The sequence below is a fragment of the Pseudomonas sp. NPDC088429 genome (assembly GCF_044753305.1).
Classification (GTDB): domain Bacteria; phylum Pseudomonadota; class Gammaproteobacteria; order Pseudomonadales; family Pseudomonadaceae; genus Aquipseudomonas; species Aquipseudomonas rustica.
In genome coordinates this window covers 21,409-40,500 of sequence record NZ_JBIVMX010000037.1, presented here as the reverse complement: position 1 = coordinate 40,500, position 19,092 = coordinate 21,409, and the positions used below count along the sequence as shown (strand labels likewise).

At 60.5% G+C, this 19,092-nt stretch carries 17 protein-coding genes and 1 riboswitch; of the genes, 6 read left to right on the top strand and 11 right to left on the bottom strand.

Going from position 1 to position 19,092, the window contains the following annotated elements:
- Positions 1-5: 5 nt before the first annotated feature.
- The 3 genes from cpdA to ACIP66_RS18360 all read right to left on the bottom strand — a co-directional run bounded on the left by cpdA (position 6) and on the right by ACIP66_RS18360 (position 1,981).
- Positions 6-821, bottom strand: coding sequence for a 3',5'-cyclic-AMP phosphodiesterase (cpdA, locus tag ACIP66_RS18370; protein ID WP_400649721.1), 816 nt, complete (start codon positions 819-821; stop codon positions 6-8).
- Positions 822-920: 99 nt separating this feature from the next.
- Entirely contained in the window at positions 921-1,373 is a 453-nt protein-coding gene (locus ACIP66_RS18365) for a DUF1249 domain-containing protein (RefSeq protein ID WP_400649719.1), read from the bottom strand.
- On the bottom strand, positions 1,364-1,981 hold the full coding sequence (locus ACIP66_RS18360) for an NUDIX domain-containing protein (protein WP_053116743.1): 618 nt from the start codon (positions 1,979-1,981) through the stop codon (positions 1,364-1,366). Before ACIP66_RS18360 ends, ACIP66_RS18365 begins: the two co-directional genes overlap by 10 nt.
- 227 nt (positions 1,982-2,208) lie before the next feature.
- Here ACIP66_RS18360 and ACIP66_RS18355 point away from each other — a divergent pair, with 227 nt between their 5' ends.
- Positions 2,209-2,955, top strand: coding sequence for an RsiV family protein (locus ACIP66_RS18355; protein WP_053116742.1), 747 nt, complete (start codon positions 2,209-2,211; stop codon positions 2,953-2,955).
- Here the strand turns inward: ACIP66_RS18355 and cytX are convergent.
- Positions 2,924-4,216: a putative hydroxymethylpyrimidine transporter CytX gene (gene cytX, locus ACIP66_RS18350; RefSeq protein WP_400649715.1), complete on the bottom strand. Its 1,293-nt coding sequence runs from the start codon at positions 4,214-4,216 to the stop codon at positions 2,924-2,926. The genes ACIP66_RS18355 and cytX overlap by 32 nt on opposite strands.
- 147 nt (positions 4,217-4,363) lie before the next feature.
- A complete protein-coding gene (gene thiC, locus ACIP66_RS18345) occupies positions 4,364-6,253 on the bottom strand; it encodes a phosphomethylpyrimidine synthase ThiC (protein WP_400649712.1) in 1,890 nt (629 codons plus the stop codon).
- Positions 6,254-6,399: 146 nt separating this feature from the next.
- Positions 6,400-6,505: riboswitch (TPP riboswitch) on the bottom strand.
- 206 nt (positions 6,506-6,711) lie between these two features.
- On the opposite strand from thiC, the gene ACIP66_RS18340 reads away from it, so the two are divergent.
- On the top strand, positions 6,712-8,145 hold the full coding sequence (locus ACIP66_RS18340) for a TolC family outer membrane protein (protein WP_053116739.1): 1,434 nt from the start codon (positions 6,712-6,714) through the stop codon (positions 8,143-8,145).
- 98 nt (positions 8,146-8,243) lie between these two features.
- Here the strand turns inward: ACIP66_RS18340 and waaA are convergent, their stop codons facing one another.
- A complete protein-coding gene (gene waaA, locus ACIP66_RS18335; RefSeq protein WP_053116738.1) occupies positions 8,244-9,518 on the bottom strand; it encodes a lipid IV(A) 3-deoxy-D-manno-octulosonic acid transferase in 1,275 nt (424 codons plus the stop codon).
- Between the two features lie 11 nt (positions 9,519-9,529).
- Positions 9,530-10,426, bottom strand: coding sequence for a LysR family transcriptional regulator (locus tag ACIP66_RS18330; protein WP_053116737.1), 897 nt, complete (start codon positions 10,424-10,426; stop codon positions 9,530-9,532).
- Positions 10,427-10,536: 110 nt separating this feature from the next.
- On the opposite strand from ACIP66_RS18330, the gene ACIP66_RS18325 reads away from it, so the two are divergent.
- The 4 genes from ACIP66_RS18325 to ACIP66_RS18310 all read left to right on the top strand — a co-directional run bounded on the left by ACIP66_RS18325 (position 10,537) and on the right by ACIP66_RS18310 (position 14,061).
- Positions 10,537-10,869, top strand: a complete 333-nt coding sequence (locus tag ACIP66_RS18325) for a multidrug efflux SMR transporter (protein ID WP_053116736.1) — start codon at positions 10,537-10,539, stop codon at positions 10,867-10,869.
- A 207-nt stretch (positions 10,870-11,076) separates the two neighbouring features.
- Positions 11,077-12,252 carry an NAD(P)/FAD-dependent oxidoreductase gene (locus tag ACIP66_RS18320; RefSeq protein ID WP_400649708.1) on the top strand — a complete coding sequence of 392 codons (1,176 nt, stop codon included), beginning with the start codon at positions 11,077-11,079 and terminating at the stop codon, positions 12,250-12,252.
- A complete protein-coding gene (locus ACIP66_RS18315) occupies positions 12,249-13,061 on the top strand; it encodes an aldo/keto reductase (protein ID WP_212549867.1) in 813 nt (270 codons plus the stop codon). The genes ACIP66_RS18320 and ACIP66_RS18315 overlap by 4 nt, the downstream gene beginning before the upstream one ends.
- 31 nt (positions 13,062-13,092) lie before the next feature.
- The gene (locus ACIP66_RS18310; RefSeq protein WP_053116733.1) at positions 13,093-14,061 is read left to right on the top strand and encodes a hypothetical protein; all 969 of its coding nucleotides are present in this window, start codon (positions 13,093-13,095) and stop codon (positions 14,059-14,061) included.
- Positions 14,062-14,145: 84 nt separating this feature from the next.
- Here the strand turns inward: ACIP66_RS18310 and hldE are convergent, their stop codons facing one another.
- The 4 genes from hldE to msbA form a co-directional block, all read right to left on the bottom strand.
- Complete coding sequence (hldE, locus tag ACIP66_RS18305) at positions 14,146-15,567, bottom strand: bifunctional D-glycero-beta-D-manno-heptose-7-phosphate kinase/D-glycero-beta-D-manno-heptose 1-phosphate adenylyltransferase HldE (RefSeq protein WP_159811693.1); 1,422 nt, start codon at positions 15,565-15,567, stop codon at positions 14,146-14,148.
- Positions 15,568-15,669: 102 nt separating this feature from the next.
- The gene (gene cysC, locus ACIP66_RS18300; protein ID WP_400649705.1) at positions 15,670-16,278 is read right to left on the bottom strand and encodes an adenylyl-sulfate kinase; all 609 of its coding nucleotides are present in this window, start codon (positions 16,276-16,278) and stop codon (positions 15,670-15,672) included.
- Positions 16,271-16,975 (bottom strand): sulfotransferase family 2 domain-containing protein, encoded by a 705-nt coding sequence (locus ACIP66_RS18295; protein WP_400649702.1) that lies wholly within the window; start codon positions 16,973-16,975, stop codon positions 16,271-16,273. Before ACIP66_RS18295 ends, cysC begins: the two co-directional genes overlap by 8 nt.
- 256 nt (positions 16,976-17,231) lie before the next feature.
- Positions 17,232-19,034, bottom strand: coding sequence for a lipid A export permease/ATP-binding protein MsbA (msbA, locus tag ACIP66_RS18290; RefSeq protein ID WP_159811690.1), 1,803 nt, complete (start codon positions 19,032-19,034; stop codon positions 17,232-17,234).
- Positions 19,035-19,092: the final 58 nt, after the last annotated feature.

The following is a 19,092-nucleotide window of genomic DNA, read 5'->3' as shown; positions in this document are numbered from 1 at the left end:
GATTATCAATAGCCGTTGGAGCCGTAGTCGACGGTGAAGGCGAATCCGGTGACGCGTTCGACGCCGCTTTCCAGGCGACCATCCGGTAACAACCGCAACCAGCGATACCCCGGCGCCTGCTCCCCCACCTTGAAGTCCTCACTGCCCGGCTCAAACTGAATGCACGTCGACGGCGAAGCCATCAGCCGCACGCCATTACGCTCGCGATCAATCTCCTGATGCACATGCCCCCACAACACCGCGCGGGCCTGTGGAAAACGATCCAGCACCTCGAAAAACGCTTCAGGATTGCGCAAACCAATTGGCTCCATCCACGCGCAGCCAATCGACACCGGATGATGGTGAAAGCACACCAGATGATGCCGCTCCGGCGCTTCGCTCAGCGAACGGGCCAGCAGCTGCAATTGATCGTCCTGCAAATACCCCGGCACCGAACCCGGCACCGCCGAATCCAGCATCGTCACCCGCCAGTTGCCGATATCCACAATCGGTTCCAGCAATGCGCTTTGCACGGCGGCAACCGCCATGATTTGCGGTTCGTCGTGATTACCAGGAATCCAGCGCGCCGGCGCATCGATCTGCGCGCTCATCTGGCGAAACTGTTGATACGACTCCAGCGTGCCGTCCTGGGAAATATCCCCGGTGGCCAGAATCAGATCGATCTGCGGCTGTTGCCCCAGCACCAAATCGATGACCTTTTGCAGGCTCTCGCGGGTGTTCATGCCCAGCAGCGAACCGTCCGCCTCGGCGAACAGATGGCTGTCGGACAACTGCACCAGCAGCGCCGAATCGGCGGGGGTCAACGTGGATACGCTCGGCAAGGCGTTCTCCCAAGGCAAAAGCACGGAATCGATCAAGTGCCGCAATTATGCTGGGGGATCAGTAAAAGAGGAAAGCGGTGAACCGGACGCAGTTCACAACTAGCGTACGACTTCGTACTCATGCCCCAGCGCCAGGCAATGACTCAGCCATTCCCCCAGGAACAGATTGAGCTGAGCCTTTTCATCCGGCTGATGCATCGCGGCGTTCGGGTAAGGATAGATGCCGCGAAAGCGTCGTGCATCTTCGGCGCTGACCACTTCGGCCATGCGTGCGTCGTGATAAACCTGCACTTCCAGTTGCGGCACCGGCAGCCACGGCAGGCTGTGTTCCTGACGCACTTGCAAAGTGGTGGTGTACGGGCAGGTTTGCAGCACTTCGAGGGCCAGCACGCCGAGCATCTGCTCGCCCTGAGTCACGGCGATGCGCCGCGCTTCGGGGTCGTTGCGCATGTCCGGCACCAGCCGCATCAGGCGCGCGTAGTTGGCCTCGCAGGCGGCTTGCAGCCCCGCGAGGTCGACTCGATAACGATCGCGCAACTTGTTTACAACCATAGCCCCCTCACTTCGGCGCGGTTCAGCGCCAGCCACTGCAAGGCGATAATGCTCGCCGCGTTGGCAATGCGTCCGTCACGGACGGCCTGCAAGGCATCTTCAAAGGCCCAGACCGTGACGCGGATATCTTCTGCCTCTTCTTCCAGGCCATGCAGGCCGCCTGCGCCTTCGGTGCTGCAACGCCCCAAGTACAAATGCACGAACTCGTTGCTGCCGCCCGGCGACGGGAAATATTTGGTCATCGGCCACAGGGCCTTGATGTCCAGCCCAGCTTCCTCCTGCGCCTCGCGGTGAGCAACTTCTTCCGGTTGTTCATCCTTGTCGATCAGACCAGCGACCAGTTCGACCAGCCACGGGTTGTCGGTCTTGCCCATGGCGCCGATGCGAAACTGCTCGATCAGCACCACTTCGTCGCGCTGCGGATCGTACGGCAGCATGCACACGGCATCGTGGCGGACGAAGATTTCACGGTTGATTTCGCGGCTCATGCCCCCGGCGAACAATTCATGGCGCAGGTGCACGCGGTCGAGCTTGTAAAAGCCCTCGTAGCATTTTTCGCGCCGCACGATATCGACGGCGGTCGGAATGGCGTTGGCAAAATCAGTCATGAGCATCCTCTTTACTGCAATTCCATTACGAGGCTGCGTTGCTTGATTGGCAACCTCGACTTCGCGCCATCCTAACGCGCCCGAACGGTTTGATGCAGCCCCTTTACCGTCAGCGGGATGGACGGTGGAGGCGAAACCCACTCTAATTAGCTTAGTGGCGAACTGACTGCCTCGTTGAGAGTCGAAGCGGTAACTTTTTGCCTTCCCTTGTTTTCGAAAGGACGCCTATGTCGCTTTTCAAAATTGCCTCCGTGGCCGCCATCGCCCTGACTCTGGGCGCCTGCGCGAGCCTGTTCCAGCCCAACTACCGCACGCCGCTGGAGACCACTCGCGACGCATCCGAACAGTTGAAACCTGGCTGTTCCAACCCGGATTGTCCGCTGGTGAACATCGACACCCTGCGCTTCCCGGCCGAACCTGCACTGGACGGCATCATCGAAAAACGTCTGCTGCAAATGACCCGCACCGAGAAAAATGCCCCGGTAGCGCCGACCCTGGCGGCTTATCGCGATCAGTTTCTGGCCAGTGCCGGCCCGCGCAACAGCAGCTACCTGCAAGCGAAAGTACGTGAGCAGCATGACGGCTTGGTGATCATCGAGTTGTCGAGCTACCTCGACACCGGCGGCGCGCATGGCAATCCGGGTCGCGGTTTCATCAACTATTCGCGCCAGCAGCACAAGGTGCTGAACCTGTCCGACATGTTGCTGCCGGGTCAGGAAGACGCTTTCTGGAAGGCGGCACAGGTCGCGCACAACAGCTGGTTGATCAGCACCAAGCTCGATCAGGAAGCGGAGTTCGTGAAGAACTGGCCGTTCGTGAAAACCCAGAACGTGGCGCTGACCTATGGCGGCGTGATCCTCAAGTACGACGTGACCACTATTGCGCCTTACGCGCTGGGCCACGTCGAACTGAAGATTCCTTATCCGCGTCTGAACGGCATTCTCAAGCCTGAGCTGTTTCCCGGCCGTAACTGAAGGCCCGACCCAGCACTAGCTGCAACAGCCCTGCCAGCACCAGCGCCGGCAGGGTTGCGCCGACATCCGGATACAGATTCGCCAGCAAATGGTAGGTGCTCACGCCACCTAGCCACGCCAACAACGCCGGCCAGCGCAATGCGGCTGATGCGACCTGAGCGCTGCGCTTGCGCAGAATGAAGTGATCCACCAGCACCACGCCGAACAGCGGCGCAAACACCGAACCGATCAGCAGCAGAAAATTCTGGTACTGCGCCAACGGCGCCAGCAAGGCGATCAGCGTGCAGATCACGCCGATGGCCAAGGCCAGATGCTCGACTTTCAGGCGCAACAGAATCCCGCTGGACACCGCTGCCGAGTGAATATCGGCGAAGGCGTTTTCCGACTCGTCCAACAGAATCAGCAACAGCGGAATGCCCAGACCGGCGCCAGCCAATGCCAACAGCAGCGCGTTGACTTCACCGCTCGGCGCGAAGGCCAGGGTGTAGGCGACGCCAAGGCTCATCAGCCAGAAGTTGCCGATGAAGAAACCGACCGCAGTGCCACCGAACACATTCTTCGCACGCTTGCCGAAACGTGAGTAGTCGGCGATCAGCGGCAGCCACGACAGCGGCATCGCGATGGCAATGTCGAAGCCCACGGCGAATGGCATCGAACCGTCACCGGCACGCGACCACAGATCGGCCAGATCGGCTTTGGCAAACAGGTTCCAGGTCAGCCAGATGCACGCGGCGAGCAACAACCAGATGCCCCACTTGCGCAGGATCTGCCGCACGAAGGTCAACGGGCCACTGACTGCCAGCAACGTCGCGAGAGCGCCGAAAAACAGCGTCCACAACATCGGATTCGACCACAGCGAACCTTCGCTGAACGCGCGGGTACCGAGCAGGCTGGCGGCGTCACGCATGACGATGATTTCAAACGAGCCCCAACCGATCAGTTGCAGCAGGTTGAGCAGCGCCGGCAGGCTCGCGCCTTTGCTGCCGAGGCTGAGCTTCAGCGCGGCCATCGACGACAGGCCGGTGTCACTGCCGATCACGCCAACGGCGGCCAGCAACAGCACGCCGACCAGCGTGCCGAGGAAAATCGCCAACAGCGAACCGGACAGGCCCAAGCCCGGCGCGAGCAATGCGCCGGTCTGCAAAACCATCAGGCCGATGCCGAGGGAGAACCACAGGGAAAACAGATCACGACCGCCGAAGACACGCTTGTCAGCGGGTACGGCGAGGTCGGGGGAATAAGTGCTGGGTTGAATGCTCAAGGGTGTTATCTCAGAGGGACATTTTTGTTGTGTTGTGATCGTTCCCACGCTCTGCGTGGGAATGCCTCTAGGGACGCTCCGCGTCCAGTGACGCGGAGCGTCACGGGCTGCATTCCCACGCGGAGCGTGGGAACGATCAGTACGGGGTCAAACCTTTTTGTACAGCTGACTGCCTTCCTTCTTGAACCGCTCGGCCTGTTCCGCCAGGCCTTGGGCGACGTCCACGTCGACCGCTTCGATCCGCTGGTTGGCCGCGTATTCGCGGACTTCCTGGGTGATCTTCATCGAGCAGAATTTCGGCCCGCACATCGAACAGAAGTGCGCGACCTTCGCCGAATCCTTCGGCAGGGTTTCATCGTGATACGAACGCGCGGTGTCCGGATCGAGGCCGAGGTTGAACTGGTCTTCCCAACGGAATTCGAAACGCGCCTTGCTCAAGGCGTTGTCGCGAATCTGTGCGCCCGGATGCCCTTTGGCCAAGTCCGCCGCATGCGCCGCAATCTTGTAAGTGATGATCCCAGTCTTCACGTCATCCTTGTTCGGCAGGCCCAAGTGTTCCTTCGGCGTCACGTAGCAAAGCATCGCGCAACCGAACCAGCCGATCATCGCCGCACCGATACCCGAGGTGATATGGTCGTAACCCGGCGCGATGTCTGTGGTCAGTGGGCCGAGCGTGTAGAACGGCGCCTCGTCGCAGCACTCCAGCTGCTTGTCCATGTTCTCTTTGATCAACTGCATTGGCACGTGGCCTGGGCCTTCGATCATGCACTGCACGTCGTGTTTCCAGGCGATCTTGGTCAGCTCGCCCAAGGTCTCCAGTTCGCCGAATTGCGCTTCGTCGTTGGCGTCGGCAATCGAGCCCGGACGCAGGCCATCGCCCAGCGAGAAGCTGACGTCGTAGGCCGTCATGATTTCGCAGATTTCGTCGAAGTGGGTGTAGAGGAAGTTCTCTTTATGGTGCGCCAGGCACCACTTGGCCATGATCGAACCGCCACGGGAAACGATGCCGGTTACGCGTTTGGCGGTCAGCGGCACGTAACGCAGCAGCACGCCGGCGTGGATGGTGAAATAGTCGACGCCCTGCTCGGCCTGCTCGATCAGCGTGTCGCGAAACAGCTCCCAGGTCAGGTCTTCGGCGACGCCGTTCACTTTCTCCAGCGCCTGATAAATCGGCACGGTACCGATCGGCACTGGCGAGTTGCGGATGATCCACTCGCGGGTTTCGTGAATGTGTTTACCGGTGGACAAGTCCATCACGGTGTCCGAACCCCAGCGAATGCCCCAGGTCAGTTTCGCCACTTCTTCTTCGATCGAAGAACCCAGCGCGCTGTTGCCGATGTTGCCGTTGATCTTCACCAGGAAGTTCCGGCCGATGATCATCGGTTCCAGTTCGACGTGGTTGATGTTGGCCGGAATGATCGCGCGGCCACGGGCGATTTCTTCGCGGACGAATTCGGCAGTGATTTCTTTCGGGATGCTCGCGCCGAAGCTGTGGCCGGTGTGTTGTTGCGTCAACAGGCCGGCAGCGCGGGCCTCTTGCAGCTTCATGTTTTCGCGGATGGCGACGTATTCCATCTCGGCGGTGATGATGCCTTTACGGGCGTAATGCATCTGGCTGACGTTGGCCCCGGCCTTGGCACGACGCGGGTTGTTGACGTGGGCGAAACGCAGTTTAGTCAGCTCGGCGTCGGCGAGACGTTGTTGGCCGAAGTTCGAGCTCAGGCCTGGCAGGCGCTCGGTGTCGCCACGGTCATCGATCCACGCCGAACGCACATCGCCCAGACCTTTGCGCACATCGATCACCACGTTCGGATCGGTGTACGGGCCGGAGGTGTCGTAAACGGTGACCGGCGCGTTGATTTCACCGCCGAAATCGGTCGGCGTCACGTCGAGGCTGATTTCGCGCATCGGCACGCGGATGTCCGGGCGGGAGCCCTGAACGTAGACTTTTTGCGAACGGGTGAACGGCTTGACCGATTGCTCGTCGACTTTGGCCGAGTCACTCAGGTTGATCGCGTTTTTTGATTTTGTAGTCATCACGGGCTCTCCAGACAGCATCCAGGCAGTGGATTGTCGGAGCAGAACCTGAAAGGCACGGACGCACCAGGACTGGTGCTGTGCATCGTCGTCGAGCGTTCGATTGTCGAACAATTTCCCGGACGAAGCACAAGAGGACTCGCCGGGTGACGAGAAATCTTGTTCCCTACGCAGGCGCTAACCTGATCAGGTTCAACGGGATCCGAAATTATTCGATCTCAGCCTCATAGCAAGGCACCCCGACAAGAACCCGGCCAGTCTAGACACAACTGGCAAAGAACGCCAACACCGCGGCAAACACCATGATGAATGGCGCAAATACAGGGGCTTGGCCGATTGTTGTGAACCGATTGCGCAACTACACTCGCTTTGCCCTGCCGCGCCTTGACGCTACAGGGGCCGCGCCGTAGCCTTGGCGCGCACATTATTTCCATAATATTAATGCTAGGGATCGCCTCATGCTGCGCAAACTCTCACTGGCTATTGCCGTGTCTTGTGCGTCCAACGCAATGGCCTGGGCAGCAGAAGCGCCCTTGTCGACCAAAACCGATCTGGTCAGCGTTTACCAGGAAGCGGTCGACAACAACGCCGATCTGGCCGCCGCCCGCGCCCAGTACGGCGCACAGAAAGAAGTGGTGCCACAGGCCCGCGCAGGTTTGCTGCCGAACCTGTCCGGCGGCGCCGAGACCGCCAACGTGCGCACCTCGATTGATCAGCCTTCAGCCATCGCCAACCGCAGCGCGCATTCGTATCAGGCGACCCTTGCGCAACCGTTGTTCCGCGCCGATCGCTGGTTCCAGTACCAGGCCGCGAAGGACGTCAACGAGCAAGCCGCACTGCAACTCTCGGCAACCGAGCAGAACTTGATCCTGCAATCGGCGGAAAGCTATTTCAACGTGCTGCGCAGCCAGGACAACCTGGCCTCGACCAAGGCCGAAGAAGCCGCGTTCAAGCGCCAGCTCGACCAGTCCAACGAGCGTTTCGATGTCGGCCTGTCGGACAAGACCGACGTCCTGCAATCGCAAGCCAGTTACGACACCGCACGGGCCAACCGCATCGTTGCGCAGCGTCAGGTCGATGATGCGTTTGAAGCGCTGATCACCCTGACCAACCGTCAGTACAACTCGATTCAGGGCATCGTTCACTCGCTGCCGATTCTGCCGCCAGCGCCGAACGATGCTAAATCGTGGGTTGATACGGCGGCGCGCCAGAACCTCAATTTGCTGGCCAGTAACTACGCCGTCAGCTCGGCCGAAGAGACATTGAAGCAGCGCAAGGCCGGTCACTTGCCGACCCTCGATGCTGTGGCCAAATACGAAAAAGGTGACAACGACGCCCTCGGTTTCGCCAACCCGAACTCGTTCGGCGCGCCGTACGGTGGCAACGTTGAACAGACCACCGTCGGCCTGCAACTGAGCGTGCCGATTTACAGCGGCGGGCTGACCAGTTCGCAGGTGCGTCAGTCGTATGCGCAGCTGGATCAGAGCGAACAACAGCGCGAATCGCTGCGTCGGCAGATCGTCGAAAACACCCGCAACCTGCACCGCGCGGTGAACACCGACGTCGAGCAGGTACAGGCGCGCAAGCAATCGATCATCTCCAACCAGAGCGCGGTGGAAGCCACGGAAATCGGTTATCAGGTCGGTACGCGCAACATCGTTGACGTGCTCGATGCGCAGCGTCAGCTGTACACCTCGGTGCGCAACTACAACAACACGCGGTATGACTACATCCTCGACAACCTGCGCTTGAAGCAGGCGGCGGGGACGTTGAACCCCGGCGACCTGGAAGATCTGCGACGCTATCTGAAAGCCGACTACAACCCGGACAAGGATTTCCTGCCGCCGGACCTGGCTAAGGCTGCAGAAGAACAACTCAAGGCCCGGCCTTAAAAGCAAAAGATCGCAGCCTTCGGCAGCTCCTACATTGGAATGCATTCCCCTGTAGGAGCTGCCGAAGGCTCGGGCCGCGATCGGACGATCTTTTTGCTTTATTTGATCAGCCGCGCCAAGCCATCCAGCAACCGCTGCAACGCGCCCTGATTGCGGCGCATCACGGCCAGCCCGGCGTCGGCCATGCGTTGCGCATCACGCGGCAACTCGAACAAGCGCTGCACTTCCACCGCCAGCCCTTCGGCATCCTCCACTTCTGCCAACGCCCCGGCCTCACGCAATTGCGCGGCGATGTCGAGGAAGTTGAACAAATGCGGGCCGCTGAGCACCGGTTTCGCCAGCGCAGCCGGTTCCAGCAGATTATGCCCGCCGTTCGCCACCAGACTGCCGCCGACAAACGCACTGTCGGCCAAGGCATACAGAAACAGCAATTCGCCCATGGTGTCGCCGAGCAGTACAGAAGTCTGCGCATCGACATTGGCCCCGGTCGAACGTCGCACCGTGGAGAAACCTTCACGCTGACACAGCTCGAACACCGAGTTGAAACGCTCAGGATGGCGCGGCACCAGAATCAGCAACGCGTCCGGGTGATTGGCCAGCAAACGACGATGGGCATCAAGCACCACTTCGTCCTCGCCTTCGTGAGTGCTGGCGGCGATCCACACCGGACGCTCCAGCGCCTGCCATTGCCCACGCAATTCGGCGGCGCGTTGCAGCAGTGCGGGGTCGATGGTCAGGTCGAATTTGATCGAGCCCGTCACCTCGACCGTTTCCGGACGCGCACCCAGATCACGGAAGCGCTGCGCTTCTGCTTCAGTCTGAATGGCGAAAAAACTCATCTCGGCGAGCATCGGCGCCGTCAGTTTGCGGAACCGCCCATAACCGCGCGCCGAACGCTCGGACAAGCGTCCGTTGGCCAACGCCACTGGAATCCCGCGTTTGGCGCACTGATGAATGTGGTTGGGCCACAACTCGGTTTCCATGATCACCGCGAGTTTCGGTTGCACGCGATCAAGAAACCGCGCCGCCGCACACGGCAAGTCATACGGCAGGTAGCAATGCTGGATGCGCGGCTCATTGGCGAACAGCGCTTGAATCCGTTCCGAACCGGTCGGGGTCATGCAGGTCACGGTGATCGGCAGCTGTGGATAACGTTGCAATAAGGCGCGGATCATCGGCGCCGCGGCAATGCTCTCGCCCACCGACACCGCGTGCACCCAGATGCCACCGGGTTGCAGCGTTGGCATCCCGTAGGAAAAACGTTCGCCAATCCGCTTGGCATACGCCGGCGCCTTGCGCGCTCGCAGCCACAGCCGAATCGCCACCAATGGCAGCCCCAGGTAAAACAGCGCGGTGTACAGAGTTCTATTCATGGCGGCGGAGTTTATCGACTTTTGTCGCCGATCGCCCGCAAGTGCACGGCAAAACGCTCCGCCAGCCAACGCGCCGCCGGGCCGAGCGGCTCGTCACGGCGCCAGACCAGTTCCACCACCAGCGCCGGCGGTGTCCATTCGCTGTCGAGTTCGACCATCAAACCTTGATAGGCCGAGTACTGCACGACGTGGCGTGGCAGCCACGCCCAGCCGAGATCGCGCACCAGCCATTCGGCCATCACGTAGTAGCTGTCGGCGCGCCACACCTGCGGGCTGGCCGGTTCGTTGCCGGGGTAGACGCTGGTTTGGGTCGACATCAACAGTTGCCGATGCTGCGCCATTTGCTGACATGTGACGTAGCTCTGCGTCGCCAACGGATGATTGATCCCGCAGACAGTGACCATTTCCACGCTGCCAAGGACTCGACGCTCCAGCGCTTCGGGGATTTCGTCGTGATAGAACAGCAGGCCGAGGTCAGCGCGACGCTCCTCCAGTTTGCGCGCGACTTCACCTTGCGCGGCGCTGGTCAGTTGCACTTCGAGGCTGGGGAATTGCTCGGCCAGTGCGCCGAAACTTTCCACCAATGCCTGATAAGGCATCGCTTCATCCTGCGCCACGCGCAACTGCGCTTCCTGACCGCGCATCATCGCCATCGCCCGGCCGTTGAGGCGCTCGCACTGGCGCAGCACTTCCCGCGCCTCTTCGAGCAACGCCTCCCCCGCTTCGGTGAGGGTCGGCTGGCGACCGCTACTACGCTCGAACAGGCTGACACCGAGGTCGTCTTCGAGCATGGCGATGGCGCTGCTGATCGCCGACTGCGCCTTACGCTGCTGCCGCGCCACGGCGGAAAACGAGCGCTGCTCGGCGACGCTGACAAACACCCGAAGTTGATCCAGATTCCACTGCATATTGACTCGCCAACCCATCTTCAGAACAGATAGGTAATGACTTTACCCCATCTGGTGAACCTCTAAAATGCCGGCTCAGAAAGCAACGTTTCACCTTGAGGATTTGAACCATGAACGCCTACGCCTACCTGGCCATTGCCATCTGCGCCGAAGTGATCGCCACCGTGTCGATGAAAGCCGTCAAAGGCTTCAGCACGCCGCTGCCGCTGGTGCTGGTCATCGTCGGTTACGGCATCGCGTTCTGGATGCTGACGCTGGTGGTGCGCACGGTGCCAGTCGGCGTGGCCTACGCGGTGTGGGCGGGGATGGGGATTGTGATGGTCAGCGTCGCGGCGCTGTTTATTTATGGGCAGAAACTGGATGTGCCGGCGATGCTCGGGATGGCGCTGATCGTACTGGGCGTCGTCGTCATTCAGCTGTTCTCGAAAACCGCCGGCCATTAATTTGAAGTAACGCAATTCCCCCCTGTGGGAGCGGGCTTGCTCGCGAAGGCGGTGTGTCAGTTAACAATATGTTGTCTGACACAGCGCTTTCGCGAGCAAGCCCGCTCCCACATTTGGTTTTGTGTTTGCCCGGTTGATCATCGACAAATCCGCCTCTTTGCCGAGTCTGTATACTGCGCCCTCGTCTTGAACACCTGAGGTCGTTGCATGCCATCCGTTATTTCCACCGACGTTCTGATTGTCGGCGCTGGTGTCGCCGGCCTCTGGCTGAACGCGCGTCTGCGCAGTCAGGGTTTTTCGACCGTGCTGGTGGAAAGCGCCAGCCTCGGTGGCGGGCAGACTGTGAAGTCCCAGGGCATCATCCATGGCGGCGCCAAATACGCGCTGCACGGTGCGCTGACCGGTGCTTCGGAAGCCATCGCCGACATGCCGCGCCGCTGGCGTGAAGCGCTGGCAGGAGACGGCGAGCTGGATCTGTCCGGCGTGCGCCTGCTCTCCGAAGCTCACTACCTGTGGTCGCCCGGCACCCTCGCCGGCAATCTCACCAGTTTCTTCGCCAGTAAAGCCGTGCGTGGCCGTGTCGATCAGGTCAAGGGCGAGCAACTGCCGCCGGCCCTGCAAGACAAACGCTTCAAGGGCAAGGTCTACCGCCTCGCCGAGCTGGTGGTGGACGTGCCGAGCCTGGTGCAGCGTCTCGCCGATCTGGCCGGCGACGGTCTGCTCGCCGGGCAAACCATCGAACCGCTGCTGGAAGCGGGCGTGCTGGTTGGCCTGAAAGTCGATGGCCGCGAGATTCGTGCGCAACGCATCGTGCTCAGCGCCGGCGCCGGTACTGCGCAATTGCTTGAAGACCTCGGCCTGAGCCAACCGGCCATGCAACGTCGACCGCTGCACATGATCATCGCCAAAGGCCCGGGCCTGAAGCCGCTGTACGCGCACTGCCTGGGCGGCGGCACCAAACCGCGCATCACCGTGACCACCCATCCTGCCGCTGACGGTCAGTGGGTCTGGTACATGGGCGGCGACATCGCCGAAAGCGAAGGCGTACACCGCGAGCCCGCCGAGCAGATCGCCACAGCACAAAAAGAGATTGCACAGTTGCTACCGTGGATCGACCTCAGCACCACGCAATGGGCGACCTTGCGCGTTGACCGTGCCGAACCATTGCAAACCGGGCTGACCCGCCCGGACAACGCCTTCCTCGCCGAGCAAGGTCGTCTGCTGGTCGGCTGGCCGACCAAACTGGCGCTGGCGCCGGACTTCGCTGATCGCGTGATCGCTGCACTTGAGCGCGACGGCATTCAGCCCCACGCCAGCGAACCGTTACCGGCCCTGCCGAAACCACCGATGGGCCTTCCTGCCTGGGAGCAACTGCTGCCATGAGCCTTCCGAGCCTGCACGACTTCCACCGCCCGCTGGGCAGCACCGGCCTGACCGTTTCGCCGCTGGGTCTGGGCACGGTCAAACTCGGCCGCGACCAAGGCGTGAAATACCCCAACGGTTTTCAGATCCCCGGCGATGACGAAGCGCGGATGCTGCTGCGCCAGGCGCGCGAACTGGGCATCAACCTGATCGACACTGCCCCGGCTTATGGTCGCAGCGAAGAACGCCTCGGCCCGCTGCTGCGCGATCAGCGTCAGGACTGGGTGATTGTCAGCAAAGTCGGTGAAGAATTTGCCGATGGCCTGTCGCACCACGACTTCAGCGCTGCGCATACACGCATGTCGGTTGAACGCAGTCTGCAACGTCTTGAAACCGATTTTATCGATCTGGTTCTGGTGCATTCCGACGGCAACGACATGGCGATCCTTGAGCACGAAGAAGTTTACGCAACCCTCGCCGCGCTCAAGGCCGAAGGCAAGATTCGCGGCTTCGGCTTCTCCGGCAAAACCGTCGAGGGTGGCTTGAAAGCGTTGGAGCATGGGGACTGCGCGATGGTCACCTACAATCTGAACGAACAGAGCGAGAAAGCAGTCATTGACTATGCTGCTGCCCACGGCAAAGCCATTCTGGTGAAAAAGGCCTTGGCCAGCGGTCACGTTTGCCTGAGCCCGGGAGTCGATCCGGTGCGCGCCAGCTTCGAGTTGTTGTTTGCCCAGCCAGGCGTAGCCAGTGCTATTGTCGGAACGATCAATCCGCTGCACCTCGCCCACAACGTTGCGACCGTAGCCCAAGTCCTTCGTGGTCACTGACGCCGCCCCGCGGCATTAAGCAGGAGCCGACATGCCGCGCACGCTCATCAGAAAGAACCCGAGCAACTTCAAAACCCTGCCACTGTTCGTCGAAGCCACGCCTGAAGGCCTGACCTATCAGAGCGTTGGCATGCCGCTGAATTTTTCCCAGACCCTGCAACGGCGCAAACCGGTGAGCGTGGCGGATGCCGAGCGGTTTTCGCTGGAGCTGGCCAACCTCGGTGTTTCGGTGCGCCTGACCCTGCATTGGCAGAATCGCGATTACTGGGTACTGGTGCGTCAACGGCGGCAGGATCGCGGCGACGTGGTGCTGAAACTGATTTCCGGTTATGTGCCGGCGCACGAACTGAACATTCCGCTGCACACGGCGATTCAGGAAATTGCTGAAGAGTGTTTGCTGGAAACCCCGGAAGGCTGGCTCGGTGGCCGATTCAACGATACGTGGCTGCCGGCGCCCTACTCGTCTGCCCTGCATTATCGTGAAGCGCTGCCGTTTCGCCTGTCGCCGCTGTCGGGTTCAGCGCGACCGGTGCGCTGCGCCAATCTGCAATTGCAGGAACGGCCACGGGCTTATGTGCATTTGCCGACGGCGTCGCTGCAATTGATTTACGACCTGCGCCTGGACGTGCCCAAGGAAGCCAAATCCTTGAGCCTGTTTCATGTCGACGAGCGACTGGAAGGGGATCAACTGGTGGCGCGGCTGGATCGCAAGCGGCCCGATTTGTACCTGATGCCGTTGCAAGACGGTCAGCCGTTGCCGGAGTTGTATACCTTGAAAAAGGATCAACTGTACCCGGCGAGTACTCGCGGTTTATATCTGGCCGAAAGCTTTGCCCGTCAGGAGGGCTGGCTGGTGCGCGATGAGCGGATTCGTTGGAAGGACTGGTTGCGTCAACAAGGTCTGACGCCACCGGAGAAGACGACTGGCCTCGCGCGATTACGCGGCAAGGCCAAGCAATTGCTGAAGAAAATCGTACCGCGCAAGAAAGTGAATTCCTGAAAGCAAAAGATCGCAGCCTGCGGCAGCTCCTACAGGGGAATAGATTCCAATGTAGGAGCTGCCGCAGGCTGCGATCTTTTGACCTTAATGACCGCGGATTTTTTCCACAATCGCCGTGGTCGAGCTGTTTTCCACCAGCCCCAGCACTTTCACCGTCCCGCCATACGCAGTCACGATATCCGCGCCAACCACTTGGTCGATGCCGTAATCGCCGCCCTTGACCAACACATCCGGCTTGACCTCGCGCAGCAGGTTTTCCGGCGTGCCTTCAGGGAAGCTGATCACCCAGTCCACCGCGCCCAGACCGGCAAGAACCGCCATACGACGGTCGACGCTATTGATCGGACGGCCCGGGCCTTTCAGACGGCTGACAGAGGCGTCATCGTTGATCGCCACGATCAGGCGATCACCTTGGGCGCGCGCCTGTTCCAGATAGGTCACGTGGCCGGCATGCAGAATGTCGAAGCAGCCATTGGTGAAGACGATGCGCTCGTTGTGCGCGCGAGCATCGTCAACCGCCAGCAGCAGTTGCTCCAGACCCAGCACGCCACGCTCCGAACCTTCTTCGCGCTGGATTGCGCGACGCAGTTCCGGGGCGCTGATCGCCGCCGTACCCAATTTGCCAACGACGATGCCGGCGGCCAGGTTGGCCAGGGCCACCGCGTGAGGCAGTTCTTCGCCCGCCGCGATCGCTGCCGCCAACGTGGAAATAACGGTATCGCCAGCGCCGGTCACGTCGAACACTTCACGGGCACGTGCCGGCAAGTGCAGCGCCGGATGATCCGGGCGCAACAGAGTCATGCCGTGCTCGCCGCGGGTCACCAGCAGCGCGCCGAGCTCGAGGTCGTGCATCAGGGTCGCGCCCTTGCTCACCAGCTCGTGCTCATCGGCGCAACCGCCGACGATGGTTTCGAATTCGCTGAGGTTCGGCGTGATCAGGCTGGCGCCACGGTAGATTGAGAAATCCTTGCCCTTCGGATCGGCCAGCACCGGAATGCCTTTGGCACGCGCGGCCTGGATCAGCACCTGATGGTTTTTCAACGCGCCTTTGCCGTAGTCCGACAGCACCAGCACCTTGATGCCTTCGAGCAAGTCTTCGACCTGCGAGGCCAAGGCCAATGCATCAGTGGCAAACGGTTCTTCAAAGTCGATACGCAGCAATTGCTGGTGCCGGCTCATGACCCGCAGTTTGACGATGGTCGGCTGATGCGCAATACGCTGGAACAGGGCACGAACGCCCGCACCTTTGAGACTGTTGCTCAGGCTGTCGGCAGCTTCGTCATCGCCGGTCACACCGACCAGCGACGCCGGCGCACCCAGCGCGGCAATGTTCAAGGCAACGTTGGCAGCGCCGCCCGGACGGTCTTCGATTTGCTCGACTTTAACGACCGGCACCGGCGCCTCAGGGGAAATCCGTGAGGTACCACCATGCCAATAACGGTCGAGCATGACATCGCCGACCACCAAGACAGGGGCTTGATCGAATCGCGGCATGGACAACTTCATGGAGCAACCCACATACAAAATGAACAGGGGCGCGATATTAACACAGGGTTGGCGCCGGCTTGCGCGCAGGCTGCAACAGGATGAAACAGGTGGGTTTTCTGTTCATTTTTTGAGCAGCAACGCCGCCAACTGCTGACAGGCTTCGGGCAGTTCAAGGGCTTCAGTGTCGATTCGGCATTCCGCACTCAGCGGGGGCTCGTAGGGACTGTCGACGCCGGTGAAGTTGCTGATCCGCCCCTCGCGAACCGCTTGATACAACCCCTTCGGATCGCGCCGCGCACAGACCTGCAACGAGGTACTGACATGTACCTCGATAAAATCCTCCGGCGCAAACAGTCGGCGTGCCGCCTCGCGCTCGGCGCGAAACGGCGAGATGGCCGCGACGATCACGATCAGCCCGGCATCGACCATCAGCCGCGCCACCTCCGCCATGCGCCGAATGTTCTCGCGACGACAGCCATCGCCCATGCCCAGATCGCGACACAGGCCACTGCGCACATTGTCGCCATCGAGCAAAAACGTGTGCAGGCCAAACTGATGCAGATACAGCTCCAGCGCATTGGCCAGCGTCGACTTGCCTGCACCGGAAAACCCGGTCAGCCACAGGCAACGCGGACGCTGCCCCTTGATCATGGCGCGGGCCTGATGCGACAGCGCCAGACTATAAGGGCGAATAGGCGCTGGCGACGGCAGCGACAGGGATTCATTCATAACCGAGTAACTCGTAGTCACGCTGATAAACCCGTTTCACCAGTCGCCGGGTGCGCGTGGTGCAAAACTCGCGTGCGGGCATTGGCTGACGTTGCCGGGAGCTGTTGACGTGGGGCAACTGACTGGCCAGACCCAACTGCTCGCAGACCAACTGAAAGTCGCGTTGCAGATGTTCCTGGTAGCCTATGAAATCCAGCGCCAGATGCCCCAGCGAGTCGGTGAGAAAATCGGTTTGCGCCGCGAAGTGCAATTGCCGGGGAATGTTCTCGGGATGCAGCCAGCGCAAGACAAAATCGTCGAAATCCCGGTACTGCCTGACCAGTTGCTGCGCGGCCTGATCGCGGCCACTCAGTTCATTACCGCGCAGAAACGCGAAAGCCGAGTACGCGCGCTCCAGCGGGTCGCGCACGAAGGCAAACTTCCACGCCGTGGCGAACTGTTGCGGAAACTGCTCCTGATACCAGTACAACGGCAGATGCCCCGGACGCCAGCCGTCGAACATCGCTTCGCAGACACTGCTGCCGGCGCACTTGGGCACATGAATGAATAAACAGGAGTGTTGCTGGAAAACCTTTGGAAACGCGAGACTGGCCGACATCGACTTGTTCACGACCTGCCGATCAACCACCGACAAGCGCCCCAGCAGGAAGGCCCGCTGGGGTTTGGGCAGCAGTTTCCACAGATAGCGTTGCAACATGAGAGTACCCGCGCGACGGGGATGTCCCCCTCGATAGATGTAAGAGTTCGTTGAGGAACCTTAACAAGCGCGGTGCCCGGTTTTATGCCGGTTTGGTCAAGAAGGGTAAAGGTCTGGATACAAACAACGGCCCACAACTGCAATGCACTTTCCCTGTAGGAGCTGCCGAAGGCTGCGATCTTTTGATCTTGCTTCTATGAAAACAGATCAAAAGATCGCAGCCTGCGGCAGCTCCTACCGGGCAGCGTGAACATTATCAGGCGATGTCTTCAGCCGGGGCATCGAGGCCCATGGCGTTCAGACGCGCGTAGTAACCGTTCTGCGCCAGCAATTCATCGTGGGTGCCGCGCTCAACGATTCGGCCCTGATCCATGACCAGAATCAGGTCAGCCTTCTCGATGGTCGACAGACGGTGCGCGATCACCAGCGTGGTGCGGCCCTTCATCACTTGATCCAGAGCCGCCTGAATGTGCCGTTCCGATTCAGTGTCGAGGGCCGAGGTGGCCTCGTCGAGAATCAACAGCGGCGCGTTCTTGAGCAACGCGCGGGCAATCGCCAGACGCTGACGCTGACCACCGGAAAGCAGCACACCGTTCTCGCCAACCTGAGTGTCGAGGCCTTCAGGCAGTTGCGCGATGAAGTCCATCGCGTAGGCATCACGCGCGGCTTTCTCGATGTCTTCACGCGGCGCGCCGGCCAGATCGCCATACGCGATGTTGTTGGCCACGGTGTCGCTGAACAGGGTCACGTGCTGAGTCACCTGGGCGATATGACGACGCAGGTTGAGCAGTTTGTAGTTTTCGACTTCCACACCGTCGATGAGGATTTCGCCCTTGTCGTGGTGATAGAAGCGCGGAATCAGGTTGGCCAGCGTCGACTTGCCGCTGCCGGAGCGACCAACCAGTGCAACCATCTGCCCCGGTTCAACGCTGAAGCTGATGTTGTCGAGCACCTGACGCTCGGTGTCCGGGTAGGTGAAGCTCAGGTTACGCACGTCCAGACGACCGGTGACCGCATCGCGCTCAACCGTGCCGGTGTCGACTTCAGGCGCAACATCCAGCTGCTCGAAAATGCTTTCCGCACCGGCCACACCTTTCTGGATGGTCGAGCTGACTTCGGACAATTGGCGAATCGGTTTCGGCAGCAGGCCGGCCAGGGTGATGTAGGCAACCATGTCACCGGCCGAGGCGTCACCGCGCAGATACAGCACGAGGAACATCAGCACGGCCATGGCGCTGTAGATCACCAGTTGCAGCATCGGCGTGTAGATCGCACCGGTGCGGGTCATGCGCAGCTGTTTGTCGGTGTTGCTCTGGCTGGCCTTGAGGAAGCGCTTCTCTTCGTAGACTTCGCCGCCGAAGCTGCGCACCACGCGATAACCCTGAATGGTTTCCGACGCCACGTGGGTGACGTCGCCCATGGCCAGCTGGATTTTCTTGCTCTGTTTGCGGAATTTCTTGCTCGCGGTGCGCACCATCACGGCGATCAGCGGCAGGATCGCGACCATCACCAGCGTCAGCTTCCAGTTCATGAACAGCAGGGAGGCGAACAGGAAGATCACCGTCATGCCTTCACGGATTACGACCTTGATCGCATCCGTTGCCGCCCCCGTGACCATGGTCACGTTAAAGGTGATGCGGGAAATCAGATGACCCGAGTTATGCTTGTCGAAGTAGCGGTTCGGCAGCACCAGCAGGTTGTTGAACAACTGCACGCGCAAGTCATGCACCAGGCCTAAGGAAACCTTGGCCAGAAAATAGTTGCCCAGATAAGATCCCAGACCCTGCCACGCAGCGATCAGGATGATCAGCAACGGTACGGCCTGCAGCAGTTGCAGGTCACGCAGGTAAGGCACGGTCGGGAACAGCACGGCTTCCGGGTTCGACAGGCCGTCGACGAAATACTTGAGAATGTAACCAAGCATCGGCTGGGTCGAAGCGAAAATCAGAAAACCGACGATGCTGATCAGAAACAGACTGATGTACGGCCGAACATAGCCGAGCAGGCGGAAGTAGATTTTCAAGCTCGAGGGGCTTGCGGCAGGACTGGAGTCGGTCATATCACGCGAAGAGTCGATAAATAAGGACGCCGACTTTAACACAGCTTCTTCGGGGTTC

What these genes read in the sequence shown, in the direction of transcription:
- ACIP66_RS18310 (WP_053116733.1), top strand. Translation starts at nt 13,093, where the DNA reads ATGCCGCGCACGCTCATCAGAAAGAACCCGAGCAACTTCAAAACCCTG.
- hldE (WP_159811693.1), bottom strand. Translation starts at nt 15,567, where the DNA reads ATGAAGTTGTCCATGCCGCGATTCGATCAAGCCCCTGTCTTGGTGGTC.
- ACIP66_RS18365 (WP_400649719.1), bottom strand. Translation starts at nt 1,373, where the DNA reads ATGGTTGTAAACAAGTTGCGCGATCGTTATCGAGTCGACCTCGCGGGG.
- ACIP66_RS18325 (WP_053116736.1), top strand. Translation starts at nt 10,537, where the DNA reads ATGAACGCCTACGCCTACCTGGCCATTGCCATCTGCGCCGAAGTGATC.
- cysC (WP_400649705.1), bottom strand. Translation starts at nt 16,278, where the DNA reads ATGAATGAATCCCTGTCGCTGCCGTCGCCAGCGCCTATTCGCCCTTAT.
- msbA (WP_159811690.1), bottom strand. Translation starts at nt 19,034, where the DNA reads ATGACCGACTCCAGTCCTGCCGCAAGCCCCTCGAGCTTGAAAATCTAC.
- waaA (WP_053116738.1), bottom strand. Translation starts at nt 9,518, where the DNA reads ATGAATAGAACTCTGTACACCGCGCTGTTTTACCTGGGGCTGCCATTG.
- ACIP66_RS18330 (WP_053116737.1), bottom strand. Translation starts at nt 10,426, where the DNA reads ATGCAGTGGAATCTGGATCAACTTCGGGTGTTTGTCAGCGTCGCCGAG.
- ACIP66_RS18360 (WP_053116743.1), bottom strand. Translation starts at nt 1,981, where the DNA reads ATGACTGATTTTGCCAACGCCATTCCGACCGCCGTCGATATCGTGCGG.
- ACIP66_RS18355 (WP_053116742.1), top strand. Translation starts at nt 2,209, where the DNA reads ATGTCGCTTTTCAAAATTGCCTCCGTGGCCGCCATCGCCCTGACTCTG.
- ACIP66_RS18340 (WP_053116739.1), top strand. Translation starts at nt 6,712, where the DNA reads ATGCTGCGCAAACTCTCACTGGCTATTGCCGTGTCTTGTGCGTCCAAC.
- ACIP66_RS18315 (WP_212549867.1), top strand. Translation starts at nt 12,249, where the DNA reads ATGAGCCTTCCGAGCCTGCACGACTTCCACCGCCCGCTGGGCAGCACC.
- thiC (WP_400649712.1), bottom strand. Translation starts at nt 6,253, where the DNA reads ATGACTACAAAATCAAAAAACGCGATCAACCTGAGTGACTCGGCCAAA.
- ACIP66_RS18295 (WP_400649702.1), bottom strand. Translation starts at nt 16,975, where the DNA reads ATGTTGCAACGCTATCTGTGGAAACTGCTGCCCAAACCCCAGCGGGCC.
- ACIP66_RS18320 (WP_400649708.1), top strand. Translation starts at nt 11,077, where the DNA reads ATGCCATCCGTTATTTCCACCGACGTTCTGATTGTCGGCGCTGGTGTC.